Source organism: Spiroplasma chrysopicola DF-1, from assembly GCF_000400935.1.
Lineage (GTDB): Bacteria > Bacillota_I > Bacilli_A > Mycoplasmatales > Mycoplasmataceae > Spiroplasma > Spiroplasma chrysopicola.
Map to the genome: position 1 here is coordinate 327,353 of NC_021280.1, position 24,179 is coordinate 351,531.

General features: G+C 30.1%; 23 protein-coding genes. 22 read left to right on the plus strand and 1 reads right to left on the minus strand.

The window, feature by feature from the left end:
- Positions 1–133 precede the first annotated feature (133 nt).
- Entirely contained in the window at positions 134–715 is a 582-nt protein-coding gene (def, locus tag SCHRY_RS01525) for a peptide deformylase (RefSeq protein WP_016338712.1), read from the minus strand.
- 109 nt (positions 716–824) lie between these two features.
- On the opposite strand from def, the gene rsmD reads away from it, so the two are divergent.
- From rsmD to dxr, 22 genes are all read left to right on the plus strand, one after another.
- Entirely contained in the window at positions 825–1,382 is a 558-nt protein-coding gene (gene rsmD / locus SCHRY_RS01530; protein ID WP_016338713.1) for a 16S rRNA (guanine(966)-N(2))-methyltransferase RsmD, read from the plus strand.
- Positions 1,383–1,385: 3 nt separating this feature from the next.
- Positions 1,386–1,958 carry a guanylate kinase gene (gene gmk / locus SCHRY_RS01535; protein ID WP_016338714.1) on the plus strand — a complete coding sequence of 191 codons (573 nt, stop codon included), beginning with the start codon at positions 1,386–1,388 and terminating at the stop codon, positions 1,956–1,958.
- 9 nt (positions 1,959–1,967) lie between these two features.
- Positions 1,968–3,251 carry a 16S rRNA (cytosine(967)-C(5))-methyltransferase RsmB gene (gene rsmB / locus SCHRY_RS01540; protein ID WP_016338715.1) on the plus strand — a complete coding sequence of 428 codons (1,284 nt, stop codon included), beginning with the start codon at positions 1,968–1,970 and terminating at the stop codon, positions 3,249–3,251.
- An 18-nt stretch (positions 3,252–3,269) separates the two neighbouring features.
- The gene (argS, locus tag SCHRY_RS01545) at positions 3,270–4,943 is read left to right on the plus strand and encodes an arginine--tRNA ligase (RefSeq protein ID WP_016338716.1); all 1,674 of its coding nucleotides are present in this window, start codon (positions 3,270–3,272) and stop codon (positions 4,941–4,943) included.
- Positions 4,944–5,126: 183 nt separating this feature from the next.
- Positions 5,127–6,641, plus strand: a complete 1,515-nt coding sequence (locus SCHRY_RS01550; protein ID WP_016338717.1) for a hypothetical protein — start codon at positions 5,127–5,129, stop codon at positions 6,639–6,641.
- Positions 6,642–6,734: 93 nt separating this feature from the next.
- On the plus strand, positions 6,735–6,995 hold the full coding sequence (locus tag SCHRY_RS01555; protein WP_016338718.1) for a hypothetical protein: 261 nt from the start codon (positions 6,735–6,737) through the stop codon (positions 6,993–6,995).
- Positions 6,996–7,054: 59 nt separating this feature from the next.
- Positions 7,055–8,779, plus strand: coding sequence for an MSC_0882 family membrane protein (locus tag SCHRY_RS01560; RefSeq protein ID WP_016338719.1), 1,725 nt, complete (start codon positions 7,055–7,057; stop codon positions 8,777–8,779).
- Between the two features lie 92 nt (positions 8,780–8,871).
- Positions 8,872–9,954 carry a radical SAM family heme chaperone HemW gene (gene hemW, locus SCHRY_RS01565; RefSeq protein ID WP_016338720.1) on the plus strand — a complete coding sequence of 361 codons (1,083 nt, stop codon included), beginning with the start codon at positions 8,872–8,874 and terminating at the stop codon, positions 9,952–9,954.
- A gap of 49 nt (positions 9,955–10,003) precedes the next feature.
- Positions 10,004–11,353: a Sapep family Mn(2+)-dependent dipeptidase gene (locus SCHRY_RS01570; RefSeq protein ID WP_016338721.1), complete on the plus strand. Its 1,350-nt coding sequence runs from the start codon at positions 10,004–10,006 to the stop codon at positions 11,351–11,353.
- A gap of 108 nt (positions 11,354–11,461) precedes the next feature.
- Entirely contained in the window at positions 11,462–12,166 is a 705-nt protein-coding gene (locus SCHRY_RS01575; RefSeq protein ID WP_016338722.1) for a hypothetical protein, read from the plus strand.
- Between the two features lie 16 nt (positions 12,167–12,182).
- Entirely contained in the window at positions 12,183–12,983 is an 801-nt protein-coding gene (locus tag SCHRY_RS01580; RefSeq protein ID WP_016338723.1) for a TrmH family RNA methyltransferase, read from the plus strand.
- Positions 12,976–13,572, plus strand: a complete 597-nt coding sequence (gene yihA, locus SCHRY_RS01585) for a ribosome biogenesis GTP-binding protein YihA/YsxC (RefSeq protein ID WP_016338724.1) — start codon at positions 12,976–12,978, stop codon at positions 13,570–13,572. The genes SCHRY_RS01580 and yihA overlap by 8 nt, the downstream gene beginning before the upstream one ends.
- A gap of 82 nt (positions 13,573–13,654) precedes the next feature.
- Complete coding sequence (locus SCHRY_RS05215) at positions 13,655–15,499, plus strand: prolipoprotein diacylglyceryl transferase (protein ID WP_016338725.1); 1,845 nt, start codon at positions 13,655–13,657, stop codon at positions 15,497–15,499.
- 84 nt (positions 15,500–15,583) lie between these two features.
- Positions 15,584–16,111 (plus strand): ferritin, encoded by a 528-nt coding sequence (locus SCHRY_RS01595; RefSeq protein WP_016338726.1) that lies wholly within the window; start codon positions 15,584–15,586, stop codon positions 16,109–16,111.
- A 216-nt stretch (positions 16,112–16,327) separates the two neighbouring features.
- Positions 16,328–17,857, plus strand: a complete 1,530-nt coding sequence (gene rny / locus SCHRY_RS01600) for a ribonuclease Y (protein ID WP_016338727.1) — start codon at positions 16,328–16,330, stop codon at positions 17,855–17,857.
- A 119-nt stretch (positions 17,858–17,976) separates the two neighbouring features.
- A complete protein-coding gene (locus SCHRY_RS01605; RefSeq protein WP_016338728.1) occupies positions 17,977–18,246 on the plus strand; it encodes a hypothetical protein in 270 nt (89 codons plus the stop codon).
- Positions 18,247–18,430: 184 nt separating this feature from the next.
- Complete coding sequence (gene ffh / locus SCHRY_RS01610; RefSeq protein ID WP_016338729.1) at positions 18,431–19,780, plus strand: signal recognition particle protein; 1,350 nt, start codon at positions 18,431–18,433, stop codon at positions 19,778–19,780.
- 154 nt (positions 19,781–19,934) lie between these two features.
- Positions 19,935–20,660 carry a UMP kinase gene (gene pyrH, locus SCHRY_RS01615; RefSeq protein ID WP_016338730.1) on the plus strand — a complete coding sequence of 242 codons (726 nt, stop codon included), beginning with the start codon at positions 19,935–19,937 and terminating at the stop codon, positions 20,658–20,660.
- The gene (frr, locus tag SCHRY_RS01620; protein ID WP_016338731.1) at positions 20,660–21,208 is read left to right on the plus strand and encodes a ribosome recycling factor; all 549 of its coding nucleotides are present in this window, start codon (positions 20,660–20,662) and stop codon (positions 21,206–21,208) included. Before pyrH ends, frr begins: the two co-directional genes overlap by 1 nt.
- 33 nt (positions 21,209–21,241) lie before the next feature.
- Positions 21,242–21,946, plus strand: a complete 705-nt coding sequence (gene uppS / locus SCHRY_RS01625) for a polyprenyl diphosphate synthase (RefSeq protein ID WP_236607997.1) — start codon at positions 21,242–21,244, stop codon at positions 21,944–21,946.
- A complete protein-coding gene (locus tag SCHRY_RS01630) occupies positions 21,939–23,003 on the plus strand; it encodes a phosphatidate cytidylyltransferase (RefSeq protein ID WP_016338733.1) in 1,065 nt (354 codons plus the stop codon). Before uppS ends, SCHRY_RS01630 begins: the two co-directional genes overlap by 8 nt.
- Positions 23,004–23,006: 3 nt before the next feature.
- Positions 23,007–24,167, plus strand: a complete 1,161-nt coding sequence (dxr, locus tag SCHRY_RS01635; RefSeq protein WP_016338734.1) for a 1-deoxy-D-xylulose-5-phosphate reductoisomerase — start codon at positions 23,007–23,009, stop codon at positions 24,165–24,167.
- Positions 24,168–24,179: the final 12 nt, after the last annotated feature.

Genomic DNA, 24,179 nt, shown 5'->3' on the forward strand with positions numbered 1-24,179 from the left:
ATAATAAATTATTAAATATCATTTTTCAGAACAATATCTCTCTTCTTTTAATTCTTAGGAAATTATAACATATATTATTCCTTTTCAAGAAAAATTAGCAGATTTTTTTAAAATTAAAAAAGATTGAATTTTATTATAAAATAATTCAATCTTTTTCTTTTGTTCAAGGATTTTTTTTATTAATTAAGTCATAGTATAGTTTTCCTTCAAGATGTTCTTGCTCATGTTGGAAAACGATTGCTTCATAGTTACGGGCGGTAATTTGGACCTCTTTTTGCAGTAAATAGTCATAACCACTAACTAAAATCCGAAAACTACGTGGCACAAAACCTTCTTTGTCACCATCAACACTTAAACATCCTTCACCTTCTTCAATACAAGCTAATTGTGAACTTTTTCCAATTATTTTTGGATTTATCATTGCGTGTTCAGTCACAATTTTTTCCCCAGTTTTATCATCAGTCTCTTCAATGCGAATATAATACATATTTAGGTTTTCCCCAATTTGCGGAGCAGCAAGGCCAACGGCAGGACGGACAATATGATTAATATTTTGTTTTGGATCTTGGGAAAAACGAACAAAGTCAATTAATTGTTGCATTATTGTTTCATGTTCAGTTGATAAAGGAAAGGGTACAGGGCTTGATGTTTGGCGAATACTAGGAGTATTATCAAAAACTAACCACGCTTTACTTGGTTTTTTAGTTTGTAACATTGGAAATCACCTCAATAAAAATTATAACATAACATCCAATTTTCCTTTGTTTTTATGTATAATATTATAATAAAATAGATATTTGATAGGTTGTTAAAGGGAGGTCTAAATGCAAGTAATTAGTGGAAAATATCGAGGCTATCGGTTGAGGACATTACCAGGAATGAATACAAGGCCAATGACAGCGCGTGTGAAAGAAGATATGTTTAATATTTTAAATAATTATTTTATTTTTGACAACAAAATAGGTTTAGATATTTTTGCTGGTAGTGGTCAGTTAGGAATAGAAGGGTTATCACGCGGTTTACAATATTGTTATTTTAATGATGTTCATTTGGGAGCGATTAATGTTATTAAAACAAATTTAACAAATTTAAAAATTGAGAATGCCCATCTCTTTCAACAAGACTATAAACTTTTATTAAATTCTTTTCTGACCCAAAAATTAACGATTGATATTTTATTTTTAGACCCACCATTTATTCAAATTAATTATTATTATGATATTATTTCTATAATACTAAAAAATAACATTTTAAATCCAAATGGGATAATTGTTTGTGAAGCTAATCAACCATTGGATTTTGAGCAGTTTGATTTAAATTTATTAAAATTAAAGCAGTATCAAAACAAGTATTTATATCTATTAAGGTTAGAAAGGGACTAAATTGTGAATAAAAAAGGATTTGTAATTATTTTTTCCGGACCGAGTGGGGTTGGAAAAGGAACAATCTGTCAAGAATTATTTAAACATCCAGAACTGAATTTAGCTTATTCAGTTTCAATGACAACCAGAGAAAAAAGAGTGAATGAAGTAGAAGGGGTAAATTACTTTTTTGTTGATAGAGCCCGGTTTCAACAAGCAATTGCCAATGATGAATTGCTAGAATACGCTGAGTTTGTTGGAAACTATTATGGAACACCAAAAAAATATTGTGAAGAACAAACAAATCAAGGAAAAAATGTTTTATTGGAAATTGAAGTTCAAGGTGCAACACAAGTGTTAGCTAAAAACATTAATGCTGTTTCAATTTTTTTAATTCCTCCTAGTTTAGCGGAGTTAGAAAGCCGGATTCGCGGTCGGAAAAGTGAAGCCGAAGATGTTTTACAAGCGCGCTTAGCAAAGGCGGCTGATGAATTACCACTCCAAAAAAATTATGATTATGTTGTGGTCAATAATACGGTTGAACAAGCGACAAATGAAATTATTGCTATTTTAAAAAAAGAAATTGCACAACGTTAAATCGTGATTATGATTAAAAATAGTCCGCGTTATATTGCCTTTAATTTATTACGAGAAATTTTTTCTCATCATAAATACAGCAATAAGGTTTTAACGGATTTTTTTCAAAATAATAGTGATATTTCTAACCGCGATAAAACTTTAGTTTTTCAAATTGTCTATGGCACAATTAAGAATAAACTCTTACTGGAATATTTTTGTAAGCAGTTTATTATCCCATCCAAAACAAAATTACAATATCAAATCTTATTATGAATGAGTTTATATCAACTTTATTTTCTTGACCGAGTTCCAAGTTATGCAATTGTGAATGAAGCTGTTAATATTGCCAAAGCTGTTGATCAAAAAGTTGGTGGTTTTATTAATGGAGTCTTAAAACAAGTCATAAAAAAATATCCTGATCAATTAGTTCTTGAAGTAACAGATTCGCACGAAAAGTTGTTACTAGAAAATAGTATGCCACCATTATTATTTATTTTTTTTGCCAAACAATATGGTGTTGAGCGGGCGGAAAAAATTGCGGTTGATAGCCATCAAACTCCAAAAATTAGTCTACGAGTTAATACCTTAAAAATATCAGTAGCGGAATTTATTAAAAAATATGCGCAATATCAATTAACTGCTAGTGAGATTTCACCAAATGCTTTAATTGCTAAAATGCCAGTGATTAATTCTGATATGTTAACAATGGGCTTAATTTATTTACAAGATGAAATGAGTATGAAAATTGTTGAAGTTTTAGATCCTCAACCAAATGACATAATTTTAGATATGTGTAGTGCACCAGGGGGAAAAACAACCTATTTGAGTCAGCTAATGAATAATACTGGTCGTATTGATGCTTATGATATTAATCAAAACCGCTTAGCTGTTGTTGAGGTTAATAGCCAGCGTTTAGGATGTCATAATATTGAATTGCATTGTTTAAATGCAAGTGAGATAATTAGTAATATCGAATATGACAAAATTTTATGTGATGTTCCTTGTAGTGGTTTTGGGGTTATGAAACGAAAACCAGAAATTAAGTACCAACCATGAGGGCCAAAACAATTGGCAAATTTAGTGGAAATCCAAAAAAAGTTGTTGAACAAAGCTTATCAGTTATTAAAACCAGGAGGAATCCTTGTTTATTCAACTTGTACTTTTAATCGTTATGAAAATAATGATCAAATTAAAGATTTTTTAACTGCTAATCAAGACTTAGTTTTATTGGAAGAAAAACAAGTCTTTGGCGATGAGAATAACACCGATGGCTTTTATTATAGTAAAATCCAAAAACAAATTACAACATAAGAAAGAAGGGAAGAAAATATGAATACAAATATTAAGATAATCACAAACCTATTAAATGATTTTTTAATTAGTAAGAAAATCAAGAAAGATATTATTATTGAAAAACCAAAACAGGGTAATTTTGGCCACTTATCAACTAATTTAGCATTACTATTAGCAAAAGAATTAGGATGTAGCCCTCGTGAAATTGCCGGAGAAATTATTGCTTATCTTGAAGAACACAATAAAAACTACTTTCAGAAAATTGAAATCGCTGGACCAGGATTTATCAATTTTACTATTGCAAATCAACAATTATGAGCTGTTATCAATGATGTTTTAACAAAAAAATCAGCATTTGGTCATTCAGCACCAAAAAACTATACTTATAACTTAGAAATTGTTTCAGCCAATCCAACGGGATTTTTACATGTTGGTCATGCGCGAAATGGGGCAATTGGTGATAGTGTAGCGCGAATCTTGAAAGCAGCAGGATATAATGTTCAAACAGAATATTATACTAATGATGCCGGAAATCAAATTAATACTTTAGCTGTTACAGTTTTTGTTAGTTATTTAAATTTGTTGGGAAAAACAATGCCATATCCCGAAGAATCTTATCGTGGAGAAATGTATAATGATGTTGCCCAATTATTTATTGATGAGTATCAAGATCGTTTTATTAATCTAACTTTTGATGAACATTACAAAATTAGCGATCCAGAAGTGCACGAATTATTCCGTGAAAAATCAGTCAAAATTTTTATGGATATTATTAAAGCCCAATTAGAATTATTCCGTGTTAATATTGAATATTATTCATCAGAAAAAGCAATTTATACCGGTGGTAAAATTGAAGAAACATTAAAGCAATATGAAAAATTAGGAAAAAGTTACCATAAAGATGGGGCGTTATGATTACGAACAACAGATTTTGGAGATGATAAAGATCGCGTTTTGATTAAAGCAAATGGTGATTTTACCTATATTACCCCTGATTTAGCTGTTCATAATGAACGCTTAATTCGTAGTAAAGCGGATAAATTGGTTAACTTCTGAGGGGGTGACCACCATGGTTATATTATTCGGATGTTAGCAGGTTTACAATTATTAGGTTATCAAAAAGATGTTTTAGATATTGATATGATTCAAATGGTCCGTCTAATTAAAGATGGAGCAGAATATAAAATGAGTAAGCGAAAAGGAACAGCGGTTTGATTAATTGACCTAATTGAAGAAATTGGGGTTGATCCAATTCGCTATATGTTGGTATCAAAAAGTGCCCAAAGTCATATGGATTTAGATATAGGCATTTTAAAAGAACATTCATCAAAAAACCCAGTTTATTATGCGCAATATGCTTCAGCACGTTGTAATAGTGTTTTAAAACAAGGTATGGCCAATAATATTGATATTAGTGATGTTAAAAACTTTGATTTATTAGTTGAACAAAAAGAATTAGACTTATTAAATGATCTTGATTTGTTTAATCGTTGTATTGAAGGAGCAGCAACATTACGCCAACCTCATTTAGTGTGTGACTATTTACAAAATATTGCCCGCCAATTTCATTCATATTATAATGAGTTTAAAATTATTAATCTTGAACAAATTGAATTAACAAAACAACGTTTAGTGTTTGTTAAAGTAGTATATCAAGTTCTTTCTAATGCGTTTAATTTGTTAGGTGTTAATGTTATTGAAGAAATGTAAAAAAAGATTGTTAACTTACAAAAAATTTAATTGATAAGAAGAAAAGGTGTTTTAGTCACTTTTTCTTTTGGCAATTATTTAGTTATGTTAAGTACAATAAAAATATTTTTGTCTAATCAGTTTTATCGCCGTTGGTTTTTTATTGTGTTATAATCTAATGAGAAAAAGAGAGGGTGTTCTTGCTTGCAGCAAAATTGGGATAATTTCTTATTTAACCCATTATTATTACTATTACTATTTTTATTTTATGGGTTATTCATTTTTAAAAGTGGTAGTATTAAAGTTTTAAGTCAAAAGGTTTTTTTGGTTGAAATATTTTGTTTTTGATTTGCCTTATTTTTAATTATTGGTAATAACGTTGACTTAAGTTCGATTTTAACTAATTTTGGTTATACTGGATTAGATAGTTTATTACTATTATTTGCAATTTCAATTGGTTTTTATGCCTTTATTTTTATGATTCCTTTTTTATTTTGCCAAAAAAAATTATCAAAATTTAGTTGACGAATTTTTCACTATGTTATTTATAGTTTAGTGGCCGGAGGAATTTTGCTATTTACAGCTTATCCTCATATCGTGACAACAATTATTTTATCAATTATCCTAGGAGCAGGGGCTACTATTAAAGGGCTTAATTATTTATCATATAATGAAATATATGGGAAAAAGTTTTTTCCTTTTAAAACTGTTAGTTTAATTGCGCCACTAATAACTTTAGCGTTATTAGCTGGGAATGATCTTAATTCATTAATTATTTCTTCAACAGTTAATGTTTTAAATAGTCGCGCCCAATTTTCAATTATTGGTTCGTTAGCTTTTATCGCAATCTTATCAGCTTTATTATTATATTGGTTTTTTGCTCGGAAAAATTTTACGGCAACAAGTTTTACTGTTGAACAGCAAAAAGCATTAGAACCATTTCGCTGGTATAAAGTATTAATAATTTTTGTAATGTTGTTTTTTATTATTATTTTAAAAGAAGTATCACAATCAAACATCTATTTATGATTATTAGGACAACGAACATGAGAAAAATATCATAATATTGATATTGTTAATCAATTTATTCGCTTAAACCAACAATTTTTCTTTATTCCCCAGTTTTTTGGGGCATATTTAGCTTGTCATGTTCTATACAATAAATTAGGAATCAAATATAGTTTTGCGCTAGGAATGTTCTTTTGATTTATTTTCTTTGCTGTTTCGGCATTTAACCACTCTCCAGAAGCTTTTCTTGTTTTACAATTAATTAATGGTTTAGCTTATGCAATGTGTTTTAATATTTTATTTGCAATGGTTTGTGAATGAAAATATCGCGCACCAAATAACTTACCAATTGTTGGACAATTTCAATTATTATTTTTTGGTTCAGAATTTCTTGTGCAATTTACCGATAACATTTTTAAATATAAAAAAGTCGGGATTTTTGCCGATTATGTTTTAGGACAAAATTTTATTGAAACACCAAACTTTGCCGTTAATATTGATAATATTACAACGATTATTTTTACGGTTGCAGCAATAATTATTTTAGGAATTTTAGTTGGATTTTATTTTACCTCTGATCTCATTTTAGCGGAATATCGTAATCACCTTGTTTTACTAGTTCCAAAAATTAACATTTTATTACGTGAAAGCCTTATTGATAAAGTTCAATCACAAGTTTCAAATGTAACAAGTTCACCCGAACAGCGGTAAGTGGAAAATTAACCAAAAATTACTAAAAATGCATTTTTTGTTTTGAAAATCAAAATTTTTTGTTATAATACACTTAGATAGTGTGGTGTAAAAATGGGCATAAACTATTCAAAAAATATTCAAATTCTAGATTTTAATTTACCAGTAATTGGGTTAATTGGTATTTTATTAGGATTTGCAGCACTATTGTTATTCATTTATTTTGTGATAACATTCTCTTTATTTCAAAATAAAAAACGAAAACAACGGAAATTAAATACAGCAAAAATGAAGAAACAAGCTAGTTTAAAAGAAAATATTGAAGATTTTGAACAAGAAATTATGTTAGCCAAAAAAAACGGGTTAAAAGGCTAAGATAATAACCTTCATTGTAAAAAAGAAATACTAGAACTATTAGGGCAGGTGTACAAAGTATGGGTTTTTTTAATTCAGTTAAAAATTTAGTCACAAATAATAATCCTCCAAAAGGGCCAAATAACAGCCAAGGAGATAATTTTCAAGTTGGGGTAAATAATCCTAGTGATCAAAATTTTTCTAATCCTAATTTAGCACCAAATAGTCAACCACCCGCATCAACTTTTGATAATTCGCAAAATAACCCACAGTTTATTCAACCAAATGTTGCATATAAACAAAATCAATTAAATAATACAAATATGTTATATAATAGTAATCAAATGATTAAACCAGGACGAATTAATCCTTCTGGTCAATATAATTACTATCTTGATATTAATAATGAAGAAGCAGTTATTAGTGCCCAAGAAAATTTTGTTGGACCACAACACGAACCGGGACCAGCTGGCTATGTTGAACCATATTATAATCATGAAGTAGCTCACCAATATCAACCAGTAGCGCCACAACAAATTTTACCGCGCCGAATGATGAATCAAAATGGTAATCAAAATTATGGACCAAATAACTTTAATGGCCCCCAACCTCAAATGCCTTCGCAACAGCAATATTATAATAAATTACCAAATGAAGGTTATTTTAATGAAGAACATATGTATGTTAATCAATATCGTCGCCCATATCAACGTCGAATTATTAATCCGCATAATCAAATGAACATGAATGAATTTTATGATCAACAACAATTTAATGACTATGGACCAAATAATTACGGGACTCCAAATTATTCATCACCAGTTAATCCAACACCAGGTTTTCATGGGCCAGGACAATTTAATGGGCCAGGATATCAAAATCCTAATTATCTTCAACCAATTGAATATAATCCTTCAGTACCAGCAGGAAATGTTGGGGCTGAAGTATCACGTTATGCTTATCAACCACAATTAACTTCAAAACAACATTCAAATAAATTAAGTAAAGAACATATTAATAAATTAATGCCATTTGAAATTGCCCGCGAAATTCGTTCAGAAAAAATAAGTAGTTTAGTAATGACAGTTATTGGTATTTTTGGCACAATTTGTACGAGTTTATTTATTGCCTTATATTTTGTTACTCATAATAATGGGATGGAAAGTATTATTGGGATTAAAGCAATTTATATTCCTCATCCATTTTTAACAATTACCTTATTAATTATTTCGTTAGGAGTATTATTTAGTGGTATCTTTGATTTATCACGAGTCCGTCGTGAAGCTAATACATATGTTATTAATTTAAACCGTGGTAATCATACTATTCCACACTTTCTAATTAATAATTATAAAAAAATGACAGTACGGGGAATTGTTTTAAACTGAGTTGCTTTTCCAACGTATGTTTTTGGGGCAATTATCTTAGGGATTTTATACGGATTCCAACAACATAAAGGTGAACAATTTATGTTTGGTTTCTGAAGTTGAGGAATTGTTGATGATTTAACCGCAGCAATTACAATTAATATTATTATTTTAATTGCAATGTTGGGAATTCATATTACAAATATTATTTTAACAAAAAAACGTAAAGCAAATATTATTGGTTATTATGGTTATGAAATCGTTAAACCAGAAGAATTAGCAGCATTACGCAAAAAAACAAACCGTATTTGTTTAGTTATTTTTATTATCTTTTTAATTATCTTAACATTATTAATTTCAATTCCATGGTTAATTGCTCGTCGTAAAAAAGCTGGCAAAGGGGTTCCAATTATTGGCCGCTGATTTAATAAGGGATAATCTTTGAAAAAAACGCTTTTAACGTTTTTTTCTTTTGATTAAGCTATTTTATAATATAATAATAACAATATTAATTGATAAGGGAGAAAACGATGATTGAACATTTATATGTCCACATTCCATTTTGTAATCACATTTGTTTTTATTGTGATTTTTTTAAAATTAAAAAAAATAAAGAAGAAATGGTAACAGAATATCTAGTTACTTTAACCGCGGAAGTCGCCGGTTTAGATCTAAGCAAATTTAATTTAAAAACAATTTATTTAGGAGGTGGAACACCTAATAGTTTATCTGATCAACAATTAACTCAGCTTTTAACAATTTTACAATGTTTTGATCAAACAAATTTAGAGGAATATTCAATTGAATTGAATCCTGAAAATATTACCAATACGCAATTAGTTATTTTAAAACAATATAATGTTAATCGTTTATCAATTGGTGTCCAAACTTTTGATGATAAGTTATTAAAAAAAATTAATCGCCATCATAATGTTAAAGATGTTATTGATAATTACCATTTAGCGCGAAAAATAGGGTTTGATAATATTTCTTTTGATTTAATTTATAATTTATTTGACCAAAACCAAACCCATATTATCCATGATTTAGCCGTTGTTCGGGAGTTACAACCAGATCATCTTAGTTGATATTCCTTAATCTTAAAAGAAAATTCATATTGAGGGAAAACAAAAACAAAATTACCAGATTATGATATTGAATTTGATGAAATTGTTAACACGGAATTACAAAAAATTGGTTATGAACGATATGAAATTTCAAATTATACTTTAAATAAGAAATATGCTTTGCATAATTTAGCATATTGAACTAATAAATCATTTTGACCACTAGGACCAGGGGCTGTTGGTTTTTTAAATGACCCGAAATATTTGCTAGTTGAGAATAGTCGGAAATACTGTGATTGAACACAACAAACAGCACAAATTTCCCAAACTGATTATTATTTTCAAATTTTAATGATGGGATTACGATTAACAGGGGGAATTAATTTAACAACAGTTAAAGATGCTAACGAAGCTTATCAGTATTATTTACCAAAAATTAGCGCCGAAATTAGTCATAACCGCTTAGAGGTTGTTGATAATCATTTACGTTGTACTCCACAAGGTTATAATCTTTTAAACGATATTCTCATAAATCTATTAGAATAGGGTTTTTTATGTTATGATAAAACCAAATAATTGATAGGAGATGAAAATTATGCTAATTGATGTGAAAAAATTACAAGAAGAGTACTTTCCATTAGCGTTAGAAAATATTAAAGAAATTATCAAAATTCCCTCTGTTCGCTCAGAACCAGTTACAAATGGACCATTTGGACAAGGAACAAAAGATGTTTTAGCATTTGCGATTAAGTTAGCTCATGAATTGGGTTTTAGAACTTATCAGGATCCCCAAAATCGTTATGGTTTTGTTGAGTATGGTAGTGGAGAAGAAATTTTTGCTATTTTAGGACATTTAGATGTTGTTCCAACTGGCGATTTAACAAAATGAGAATTTGAACCATTTCAACCAATCGTTAAAGATGGCAAATTATTTGGCCGTGGTTCTTTTGATGATAAAGGCCCAACAATTATTAATTTATATGCCTTAAAGTATTTAAAAGATCATAATTTTAACCCTGATTATCGGATTCGTTTAATTTATGGGTTAACAGAAGAAACAGACTGAACTTGTATTGAAGCCTATATGGCAACAGAAGGGACCCCAGCATTAGGATATACTCCTGATGGGGCATTCCCAGTTGTTTATGCCGAAAAAGGGATTTATGACGGTGATATTTTGGGCCCAGGTGCTTCTTTTACTTTAAAAGGGGGCGAAGCCTATAACTGTGTCGCTGATTTAGTTTATTATAATGGTGAATTTAAAGCAGAAATTGCCAAGTGATTAACAACACAAGGAATTGAAAATTATTTGGAAGGAGAAAACTTAATTGTTAAAGGAAGAGCTTCACATGGTAGTTTTCCTGATCGGGGTGTTAATGCTGCATTAGCAACATTAAATGCTTACGCACAATTCAGTTCGAAATCCCCAATTGCCAATTTTGTGAAAGACCACTTATATCAGGCTTTTAATTTTAGTAAAATCTTTCCAACAATGGTTGATGAAACAGGTCATTTAATTGTCAATAATGGCATTGTTGAAATTGACCAAACAAAAAGCCGCTTAACCCTTAATTTACGGGTTCCAGTTACATTTACGAAAGATCAAATTGTGGCTGGTCTTAGTGAGGAATTAAAAAAATATCAATTAGAACTTAAAAGTGTTGACTGACAAGTTCCAATTCATATGGCGAAAGATAGTGCGATGATTAAAAATATTATGAAAGTTTATCGGGAAGTGACAGGTGATCAAAAAGCGCAACCAATTGCTCTTGGTGGAGGAACTTATGCGAAATCAATGCCTAATTGTGTTGCCTTTGGGGCCGAATTTGATTTGGAAGATTCAACAATGCATGCTTATAATGAATATGTTCGAATTAGTGACTTACAAAAAATGTTAGAAATATATACAAAATCTTTAACATTATTAACAAAAAAAGAAGTTTAAGGATAAACTTCTTTTTTTAATAAAATTATTAAAAATATTAACTAAATTACTTAATTATTATTAAACCCTATTATATAATTAATGTATAAAAAACATGGGGGTTTATTAATGCCATCGTATTACGCTGAACAAATTTTGAATATGAAAAAGGATAAAATGAAAATGTCGTTAGCTGAAAAGGATAAAACGATAATAATTAATCATTTTAAACATTTAGTGTGCGCTGTAAAGAAAGATGCTGTTGTAATTAAGCATTCAAAATATGGCTATGAAATTTTTAAAAGTGCTATTGATGATAAATATTGAACTTATGCTGTTACGTTTACAGAACCAATTAATGCGGCAAAACCAGTTTATAAGCATCACTGAGTTGGAAATGCTTTTGTTGGTTATGGCTTTGAAACTTTAGCCGAAGCGTTAGAGAAAACAACGGAGTTAATGCAACGGGGACCAACTGCTAATATTCATTTTCGTGATTATTTAGCATCATGGGATGAACAAGAAGATCGGATTTATCTTGACTGAGAAGAAAAAGAGTTTACTTATGAGGAATATAACAAATTTCAAAAATGATTTGCGAAAAATAAGGTTAAAATTATGGCCAAGCAAGTCGGGGTTAAAGATGCTGAAGACTATAACAAAGAAAAAGAACATCAAAAAACAGGCCTGGCTGTTTTATTAGGAAAAATGCAAGATCCCCCTCGTCGCCCGCGGGCAATGGCAGTTATGATTCGTCCTACGGCCAAAAATAAAACAGCATGACATGATCCAAAGTTAAAAAAATATATCATTGGCTTTATGTATGTAGAATAAACTTAGGAGCATCAAAATGATTAGAGAAATTAATTCAACTGATAACAACCATATTAAAACCTTAATTAAATTAAAAAATGGCGCTAAAATTATTGAAGATGCTAAGTTTTTAGTTGAAGGTTGGAATATTATTAAGGAAGCTTTAAATACCTTGGCGGTAGTAGAAATTATTACTACAAAAGAACAGCAAGATTATTTTATAACAACAGCACCAACGATTCCATTAACAATTGTTAGTGAGCATGTTGCTAACAAATTAAAAGGAAGTGTTAATAGTCAAAATATTTTTGCCGTTTTGGATTTAAATAAATTAAAAAATTATAATTATCTTGATTTTAATACGGATATGCTAATTTTAGAAAATGTTCAAGATCCTGGTAACATGGGAGCCTTACTACGGACAGCTCTTGGTTTTAATTTTAATAATATTCTAATTCTTGGTGATAGTGTCAGTATTTTTAATGAGAAAGTTTTACGGGCTTCACAAGGAGCTTTTTTAAAATTAAATCTAAAAGTCATTAAAACAAATTATCTTAGCGTTTTGCAAGAATTAGCAACTACGCAAGCTTATTATCTTATTTCAACAGGATTAAATCAAAGAGCAGTTTACTTAGATCAATATTCTTTTATAACCAAGCAAAAAATTGCGTTAATGTTTGGTAATGAGGGCAATGGTTTAAGTTCAGAATTATTAACAATGAGTCAATTAAATTTAAAAATTAACATTAATCCTCAACTTGAGTCATTAAATGTTAGTCAGGCTAGTGCCATAATTATGTATGAAATTAATAAGCAAAAAGGAGGTAGCAATGTTTAAATTTAAAAATGCGCAATATTTAACTTCCGCAGTAAATAAAGCTGGCTGAATAAATGATGATTTAATGGAAATTTGTGTTTTAGGTCGTAGTAATGTTGGTAAATCAAGTTTTTTAAATATGTTAACTAATAATAAACAACTTGCGAAAGTTTCTCAACAACCAGGAAAAACTAAAATGCTTAATTTTTTTAGTATAAATAATAATACATTTCGTCTTGTTGATGCTCCTGGTTATGGCTTTGCTCGTGTTAGCAATGATCAAAAAGATGCTTTTGGAGAGTTAATGGAACGTTATTTAACAGAACGTAATAATCTAAAATTTGTTTGTTTACTTATTGATTTACGCCATCTCCCAACTGGCGATGATTTAGCAATGTATGAGTTTTTAAAATACCATCATATTAAAACAGTAATTATTGGGACAAAATTAGATAAATTAAAACGTAATGATATTAATAAAAATGAAAAATTAATTAAAGAGACCTTAGGCTTTAATCCAACTGATGATTTCATTAAAACATCAAGTAAAGATAAAATTGGCCGTGAAGAATGTTGAAAAATTTTTGCTAACCTTTTAGGGTTAGAATAATTTTTCATTTTTTTTGGGGATATCTTAATTCTATGTATATAATTAACATATCTTGATAAAAGTAAAGGAGAGGAAACTAGCAATGTTATTTAATTTCTTATCATCACCTCTAGATCCTAGCACAATTACTCCTGAGAATACCCCGCATAATATTTTGGCCAATTATGGTTGAGTTCATATGTATGCACTCTTTATGACATTAGGGATGATCGCAGCCATTTTGGTCAGCTACTTCCGTTTGAAACGTCGTCACATTCCAATTGAACCATTAATTTGGTCAGTTTTCTTAATTATTCCCGCTTCACTATTTGGTGCTAGTTTTTTTGGAAAAGTTAACACTTTTGTTGATGATCCGTGAATATCATCGCGAGGGGCAATTCCATTTTTCTCATTATTCGCCTTCTGAGAAGCCGGGATGAGTATTCATGGGGGAGTTTTATTTGGCGCAATTGTGGGACTAACAATTTTTGGTGTTGTTGGTCGTTCATCGCATGTTTCATTATGAGTTTATGCTGATTGTATTATTCCTAACATTTTACTAGGACAAATTATTGGTCGTTGAGGAAACTTTTTTAACCATGAATTATTAGGAAACGTCACAACCTATGATGCCTTATCCTGATTGCCAGCCTTTATTCGCGATAATGCTTGAGCTTGAGATGGAATGCACCCTGAAACAGTTATAAATGCCTTAGGACAACAAGAAATTGTTTATCGTCAACCAATCTTTTTATATGAATCATTTTTTAATTTCATTTTATGAGTAGTTATTACTTTTATTGTTCCAAACTTTGGGCAATGATGTTCAAAAAAACCATGAAAAAAAGATCCAAAACAATATCCATTTGATTTAAAATATTCGATGCAACACTTTTTCCATCGCAAAGATGATCTAACAAAAATGACTTGATCACAAGCTTGAAATAAGGCTTATTTTAAAAATCATCCTAACCAAGCACAATTGGAAACAATTGAACCAGTTAATGTTAAAACTGGTAAATGTAAAGTTAAAAATAAGTTTACTCATTGATGAGCAAATGGTTCACAACAATTAACAAAATTAAATAATCCCGAAGGTTATACTATTACTCGTTCAGGGGTCCAAACCGGATTTTATTTTCTGGGCTGAAATATTATTCGTTTTATTTTAGAAACCCAACGCGAAAATGAGTCGGAGTTATTTATTAAAAATAATCGTGTTGCTGATTACACTGTCTTACTATTAATTGCTTTTGCGGGCTTACTAATTATTTTATTTGCCCAGCTTGTTGCCCCGTATCACTATCGTAAAAACGGCTTTTTATATGAAAAAGAATATGTTAATTATCAAACGCTTAATAATTGACATTTCAAAAGATATTTAGAACAAAACCTTATTTTGGGTGAAGAAAATTATTATGATACTTTACCGTTAGCAATCAAAAAATATGTAATGCAATATTTAGGCTATTCATCCCAACAATTTGATAAATACTTTATTTTTGAAAATTTCCTAGCAAATGATGTTCCTAAAGTAGAGGTAGTTAATTTTAGTTTTAAAATTAAAGCAATTAATAACCGTGAAAACTACTTCACTGATGAAATTGTTGTTGTAATTGACCATAAGTTAGATTTAACCCCAATTTTTAATCGAAAAAAAATTGTTGTTAACCAGCAAAAAAATAATAAAGTTTCAAAAGCAGAAATTATTAAGGCGATGAGAACAATTTTAACAGATCAAACGGTTAAGGGGAAAATTGAAACGTATTGACGTAAAATTTATCCGCAGTTAAATTCAGCCAAAACAAATGTTTTAACGATTCCGTTAGAACAATTGTTAAACTTTGATGAGTTAACTATTGCTAATAACAACCTTGAAATTTCTAAATTTAAGGTTAAAGAAACTGAATGCTATTACATTGAGAAAAAAATAACCTTCAAAATCTAGCTTAATTGAAAAAAGATATTCCGAACTGGGTTTACCTTTTTTTATTTTCTAGTAAAATAATAGTATAGGAAAGAGGTGTAAAAAATGGTAGCAACAGATAGTGTAAAAGATTTACAAGCATTTTTAACTGAACATGCAAAAATGCAATTATTTTGTTATAACTTAAGTAGCAACGCAGATCACCTAGGATTCCCTGGTTTTAGCCATTATTTCCAAGTGCAGGGTCAAGATGAGGTATTACATCAACGTCGAATTATGAATTTCATGATGCAATCAGATGTTCATTTTCAATTAGATAGCCTTACGCTTCCTGAATACAAAAAATATAATAACCTCAAAGAAATTGTTGAAGCATACAAAGAAAAAAGAACTTATTTTGCTGAATTAACGAATAAATTAGCAAAAGAAGCATCAACTCGTAATGATTTAACAACAACAAAATTCTATGATTGATTTATTATTGATTTTTCGGAAGAATTAGGAGAAATTAAAGACTTATTGGATTGAATTGCAATGTCAAATGGTGACTATTATGACCTTGATAAAAAAGTATTAAAACGTGAAGAGCCAAATACGTTATTAGTAATTGAACCATTTAGTCCTCATAAATAAACCATCATCGTGTAATTAAACCTTATAATGACAATAGTGTTATTATAAGTTTTTTTTGCAAAATTTTAGAAAATTATCATCAAGATGCGATTATCCCTAGTATTTTCGGTCAAAAAATAGTATAGTATTAGTAAAGAAAAAGGATTAAAAATTAAGTTTTGGCAACATATTTAATTACTTCTGTTCGTCAAACATGGAGAGAGGAAAGTCACAACAATGGCAGCATACCAATGAATAATAATAGTTATCACAGCCGGTTTAAGTGGCTTAGTGCTAGGATATATTATTGAAAAATATCTACGTTTTCGTTTAAAACAAAAAATAAAACAAAAAGTATTAGAAGCTGAGCAGACGGCAAAAAAAATAATTAATGTTGCAAAGGCTGAAGGAAAAGTTGAAGCAGCCTTAATTCGCCAAGAAGCTAAAGATGAAACTGATCGGAAACGAATTGAGTTTTTAGAACGTGAAAGATTCTCAGCAGAACGTGAACAATTATTTCATGAACGTGAGGAAGGGCTAAATAAAAAAGAACAAGGTTTTTTCCGCAAACAAAATGAATTAGAAACAACAACAAAATATTATAAAGAATTAGTTGAAGAAAGTATTACATTATTAGAAAAAGTGTCGGGCTATTCTCGGGATGAGGCTAAAGAAATTTTATTTAAAGAAATTGGCGATAAATATCAATTAGAAATTGGAGCCTTTTTAAAAAATGCTGAAACAGTCGCTAAACTAACAGCAAAAAATAAAGCAATTGATATTATTACAATAGCAATTGAACGTTATGCAACTGATACTGTTATTGAAAAAACAACAGCTGTTTTAGAATTAGAAGATGATAATATGAAAGGACGCATTATTGGGAAAGATGGCCGTAATATTAAAACATTTGAATTAGCAACGGGGGTTGATTTAATAATTGATGACACGCCAAATCAAGTCCAATTATCGTCATTCAATCCAATCCGTCGTGAAATTGCCCGCCGGGCACTAGAAAAATTAGTCCTTGATGGTCGAATTCAACCAAACCGGATTGAAGAAGTTGTTAAAAGCGAACAAAATGATTTTGATGTATTAATTTTAGATGTTGGTCGTCAAACGGTTGAAGAATTAGGAATTACTAACATTGATCTTAGCATAATTCAACATTTAGGAATGTTAAAATTCCGAACAAGTTATGGGCAAAATGTTTTACTACATTCAATTGAAGTGGCAAAATTAGCCGGGATTATGGCTAGTGAATTAGGATTAGAACCAAGTATTGCTATTCGTGCCGGTTTACTGCATGATATTGGTAAAGCAATTGATTTTGAAAATGAAGGTAGTCATGTAACATTAGGAGTTAAATTAGCAACAAAATGTAATGAGAGTGATATTATTATTAATGCAATTCATTCTCATCATGGTGAAATTCCTCCAACAAACCCATATTCAGTGTTAGTTTCAGCCGCTGATACAATTTCAGCCGCTCGACCAGGAAGTCGCAATAATACATTAGAAAATTATATTACTAGAATGAAAGAATTAGAAACAATTTGTGAAAGTATTCCTGGTGTTGATCATGCTTATGTTGTTCAAGCTGGTCGTCAAATTCGTGTTATCGTTAATCCAGTTCAAAAAACAGATGAAGAAACCCACAAATTAGCCTATGATATTCGGGAAAAAATTAAGGCCAATAAATCAGTTCCTGGTGATATTGTCATCACGATTATCCGAGAATTACGAATTACCGAAACAATTATTTAAAAAAGAAAAATCAGGTTTTTAGGCTTGATTTTTTTGTTATAATAAAAATATATAAGGCTATTGTTAAAACAATAAAATTATATCGTTATTTTACACAAGAATAGAAGGAGGTAAATTTAGTGCGCCAAGTATCTTACGGGTTAATGATTGCCGGAACAGTTTTAACATCTGTTTTTATTTTGCCATTAGCATGAATGATTCCATTAACAGTATTAACAAAAAAACAACTTAATAATCCAAAAGGATCAGTTGGGTTAGGTGTTTGTTGTATTCTTTTTGGTTTTATGTTTGGTATAGTTGCCGGAATTTTATTACTAATTACAGATGAAAGTATTAAAGTTGAAGAAGGACCAATCATCAATTCACCCCAACCAAATATTAGTAACTAAACAGATAGTTATTAATTTGTAACAACATAATATCAAACAAACTATAACTTATTAATTATTAAATTATAAGTTTTTTTTTTTTTTTTGCGATAATTCCTTTAATTTTCATCTTGATTAGATGTTATTTTTTAATTTTTGGGTATAATTAACAAAGATTAAAAAATAACGAAGGAGGAAAATAACGATGATTGGAGATTTTTTAGCTAATCGCTTGAAAAAGTCAATTGAAAAGAATTTAAAAAAATCAACTTTAACTGATGAAACAGTGCAAGAAACGTTGCGTGAAATTCGGTTGGCTTTACTAGAAGCCGATGTAAATAATGCTGTAGTTAAAGATTTTATTAAAGCAGTTGAAGCAAAAGCAAAAGGAGAATACATTAATGACGGTTTGAATGCTTCACAAATGATGATTAAAATTGTTCATGAAGAATTAATTAACATTTTTGGTAAAACAGCTTATGAATTAAATCTTTTGGCAAAACCAGCTGTTATTATGATGGTTGGATTACAAGGGAGTGGGAAAACAACCACAACTGGGAAAATTGCTAAATTAATTGAAAAAAAATATCATAAAAAACCGTTATTAGTAGCTTGTGATATTTATCGCCCTGCCGCAATTGATCAGTTAAAAACAATTGGGCAAAATTTAGGAGTTGAAGTTTTTGAACGGGGAACACAAAATCCAGTTTTAACAGCTCAACAAGCTGTTGAATATGCGAAAGAACATAAACATGATGTTGTATTATTAGATACTGCTGGTCGTTTACATATTGATGAAAATTTAATGCAAGAACTAAAAGAGATTAAAAATAATGTTTCACCAAGTGAAATTTTAATTGTTGTTGATGGAATGACTGGGCAAGATATTATTAATGTTGCTAGTGAGTTTAATGACTTATTAAAATTAACAGGAGTAGTAGTAACAAAGTTAGATGGAGATGCTCGTGGGGGAGCAGCTTTATCAATTACGCATTTAACAAAATTACCAATTAGCTTTATTGGGACCGGAGAAGGAATGAGTAACTTACAAATTTTTTATCCCGACCGAATGGCGGACAGAATTTTGGGGATGGGAGATGTCCAAACCTTATTTGAAAAAGCAAAAGATGTGATTGATGAACGGGACATGAAAAAAACCATGAACCGAATGATGATGGGACAATTTGATTTACAAGACTTGTTAAATCAGATGCGCCAAATTTCAAAAATGGGAAAAATGGGGGGATTAATGAAGTTAATTCCTGGAATGCCAAAAGTTAGTGATGAAAAAATTGCTGATGCTGAACGTAAGTTAAAAGTAACCGAGGTCTTATTATCATCAATGACAATCAAGGAGCGTCGTGAACCACGGCTATTAAAACATTTATCACGCAAAAACCGGATTATTAAAGGTTCTGGTCGTAGTGAAAAAGAATATAATGAATTAATTAATCAATTTGAAAAAACAAAAAAACAAGTTGATGAAATTGCTCGTCAAATTAAATCAGGGCGTATGCCAAATATCCCAGGAATGGGTGGCTTAGGCTTTAATTAAACAATAATAAGAACATTTAAGATATCGGATTCATTAGGATATTATAATTAAATGTTCTTTTTTTAAATATTTTATTTTTTTACTTTAATTATTGTCGTAAACAATTTATAATAAGATATGATAATTGAGAAAATTGAAAAGAGGATATTAAATAATGGGATTGAAATATAAGCGCGTTTTATTAAAAATTTCCGGGGAAGCCCTAGGAACAGAAGATAATATTTATGATTCACAAAAAATTCATGATATTGCCAAACAAATTGTTAAATTGCAAGAAGAAGGATTACAAATTGCGATTGTTGTTGGTGGAGGAAATATCTGACGAGGTAATCAAGCGGATACGATTAACATGAATCCAATTAGCGCCGATTATATGGGGATGTTAGCAACAGTAATGAATGCTTTAGCCTTAGAAGCAGTTTTAAAGAATGAAGGAAGTGTGCATGTTGTTGTTACTTCAAAAGTGCAAGTTCCCGAAGTGGCATCACCATATTTATTTAAAAAAGCAAAAGCATGATTAGAAAAAGGAGCAATTGTTATTTTAGCAGGGGGAACAGGTCAACCAAAATTTACAACTGATACAGCCGCTACAATTCGGGCAATTGAACTTGAAGCTGATGTCCTATTAATGGCTAAAAATGGTGTTGATGGAATCTATGATAAAGATCCAAAACAAAATAAAGATGCTGTTCGTTTTGAACAGATTAGTTTAAGGGACTTACAACAAAAAAACTTAAAAGTAATGGACTTAACTGCATCAAGTTTAGCAATGGAAGATAATGTTGATATTGTTGTCTTTGATATTAATGATGCAAATAATATTTATAAAGCTGCCCATGGGGAAGCTCGCGCAACAATCGTAACAGGAGGAGAAAAATAATGGCTGATAAAATTATTGAGCAAACAAAAATTAAAATGGATAAGGTAATTACTGCCTTAGAAAATGAACTAGTTAAAATTCGTACTGGACGTGCTAATCCAAATATGTTATCACATATTGCTGTTGATTATTATGGCACAATGACTCCAATTACGCAAATGGCAAATATTATTGTGCCTGAAGCGCGCCAATTGGTAATTAAACCCTATGATCGTTCAATTATTGCAACTATTGTTGGGGCAATTAATAAATCTGATTTAGGAATATCACCAATGGCGGAAGGAGATTTAATTCGATTAAATATTCCGGCTTTAACTGAAGAACGTCGTAAAATGTTAGTAAAAGAGATGTGAAAAGAAGTTGAAGGTTTTAAAGTGGCGATTCGTAATGAACGTCGTGATGCTAATGATGCCATTAAAAAAGATGGGGCTGGAACAGAAGATGATAAAAAATATTATGAAGGGGAAATTCAAAAATTAACTGATAAATATATTAAGTTAATTGATGAAAAAGCCGTTTCAAAAGAAAAAGAACTAATGGAAGTATAATCTTCCATTTTTCATCTTTTAGGAGGAGAAAAAATGATGAGTGTAAAAGGACCACAACATGTTGCAATTATTTTAGATGGTAATGGCCGATGAGCGACAGCCCAAGGGTTACCACGCACTGATGGCCATGAACAAGGGGCTAAGCAAATTAAAACAATTGCCTTGGCAGCTAGCAAAATGGGAATTAAATATTTAACAATTTATTGTTTTTCAACGGAAAATTGAAATCGTTCAGTTGGTGAAGTTAATTATTTAATGAACATGCCTCAGCGCTTACTACAAAATAAACAAATTAATGATTTTAATAATGAACAAATTCGAATTAATCATATTGGCCGAACAACAAAAATGCCAGCTAAAACGCTTGAAATTTTGCAAGATAGTTTAGCAAAAACAAAAGATAATAAAGGAATGATTTTAACATTTGCCTTTGATTATGGGGCAGTCGAAGAAATGTTATCTGCCATTAATAATATTATTGCTGAAAAAATTCCAGTCGTTGATGAAACAATTTTAGCGAACCATTTATACACAAAGGATTTACCGCTTGTTGATTTATTGATTCGACCAGGGGGAGAAAAACGGTTAAGTAATTTCTTATTATTTCAGAGTAGATATGCTGAATTATATTTCTCAGATAAATATTGACCAGAATTTGATGAAAAATGTTTACTAGCGGCAATTATGGATTATAATAATAGAAATAGAAGATTTGGGGGAATCACAGATAATGAGTAATGCAAACGTAAATGTACAAAATTCAACATCACCAAATACGGAAAATGTTGGAAAAGTTGCTAAGACAAAGTACAACGAAAAAGGGATATTTCAAAAAAAATATCAACAACGTTATTTAACTTTTGTTGTTTTAATTGTTTTATTATTTTTCTATCTTTTCACTGGTGCAGTGGCAACCCAATGAGCAGATTTACCAAATATTGCCATTGCTGACTATGTCTTTATTGGTGCTAACATTGTTATTTTGGGGCTTGCTAATTTTGAAATTTTAAAGTTAGTTGGAGGTACAAAATGACCAATTTATGTTCAAATTATTACCTATATTTTAATTATTTTCTTATTTTTATTTCCAGTTGAAAGTGTGGGTAATAGTTTATCACAACTTAACTTTTCTTTTTATACTTTAATTAGCTGAGAATGATTACATAGTTGAGTAATTTTATTAGTTTATCTATTTGTTGTGTTAATCTACTTATGTTTAATTTTTGCGGCAAAAGAAATTTCTTTTGCAAAAATGTTTATTGTTTTTGCTTTTTCATTATATTTAACTTTTGCTCTTAAAGGAATGACCAAATTCATGCTAAATCCAAATTATGGATGAAGTAGTGTTGTTTGATTAGCATTGATTATTATTTTGACAGATACTTTTGCCTTTGTTGGGGGAATTAGTTATGGAAAACATAAATTAGCACCAAGTATTTCACCAAATAAAACATGAGAAGGCTCAGTAACAGGGACAATTGCTGGAGCTGGAGCAGCAATTGCCTATGCTATTTTAATGTTTCAATTTGCTCCCGAACAGAATTGAGTTTTTAACTTTTTTTCAAATGATGATGCCCAAAATACAATGCGTTATGTAATTTATGTCTTATTAGGAATTATTTTATCAATCGTTTCACAAATTGGGGATTTATCATTTTCATGAATTAAACGCCGTTATGGGATTAAAGACTTTAGTAATTTATTACCTGGCCATGGTGGGGTTCTTGATCGTCTTGACTCATTTTCATTGGTCTTCTTTGTAATGTTTATTATTTCATCAATTGTTATGGCTTAACAAATGCAAGAATTAATTTTATTAGGAGCTAGTGGTAATATTGGTGAACAAACTTTAAGATTACTACGAGAAAATCCAGGGTCTTTTAAGTTAATGGCGGTTGGTGTTGGTCAAAACCTTGAGGCGTTAAAAAAAATTCTTATTGAATTTTCAAGTATTGAATTTGTCATTATTCAACGGGAAGAAGAAGTTAGAACTTTAGCAACGCAGTTTCCTGAAATTACTTTTTTAACAGGGCAAGAGGGTTATCGCAAACTTTTTGACCATTTTCCTAATGCCTATGTGATTAATGCGATTAGTGGTTTTGCCGGATTATTTCCAACTTTAGCGGCTTTGGCAACAAAAAACCGCGTTTTATTATTGGCAAATAAGGAATCTTTAGTGATGGCGGGCCATCAGATTAATAATTTATTAGCCGTCAATAATGGAAAATTATATCCAATTGACTCCGAACATTGTGCCATTTTCCAGTGTCTTGATCAAAATAATTCAATTAAACAAATTATTTTAACAGCATCTGGAGGAATGTTTGCCAATTTATCATTAGAACAATTAGAACAAATTGATGACCAACAAGCTTTTCAACATCCAAATTGAAAAATGGGGACAAAAATTACGATTGATTCTTCAACAATGATCAATAAAGCTTTTGAAGTAGTGGAAGCTTATCATTTATTTAAAACTGATCAAATTGTTACTGTTATTCATCCTGAATCAATCTTGCATTCGGCTGTCCAGTATAATGACAATACAATTATTGGACAAATGTCTGTTCCTTCAATGCTCCAAATACTGAGTTATTTTCTTTTTTATCCAGTTCGGCAAAGTAATGCGCTATTCGAACCACTTAATTTTGATAATTTACTAACCCTGTCTTTTCAAAAAGCCGATCAGCAAAGATGAAAAGCGTTACAATTAGCGCAAGAATGCTTAACTGAAAATAATTCAAAAGCGGTTGCAATGGTTAGTGCCAATGAAACGTTACGCGAATTATTTATTAAAAAAGAATTACGTTTTTATCAAATTGTTAATTATGTTGAGTATTTTATGGCGCAAACTCCAAGGAAAAAACTTACTAATTATGAACAAATTAAAGAATTAAATGATAAGATTAGAACAATGATAGAAGCCTATTTTAAAAATAAGGCCCCGGGAAGTAATTAGCAAAGGAGTTAA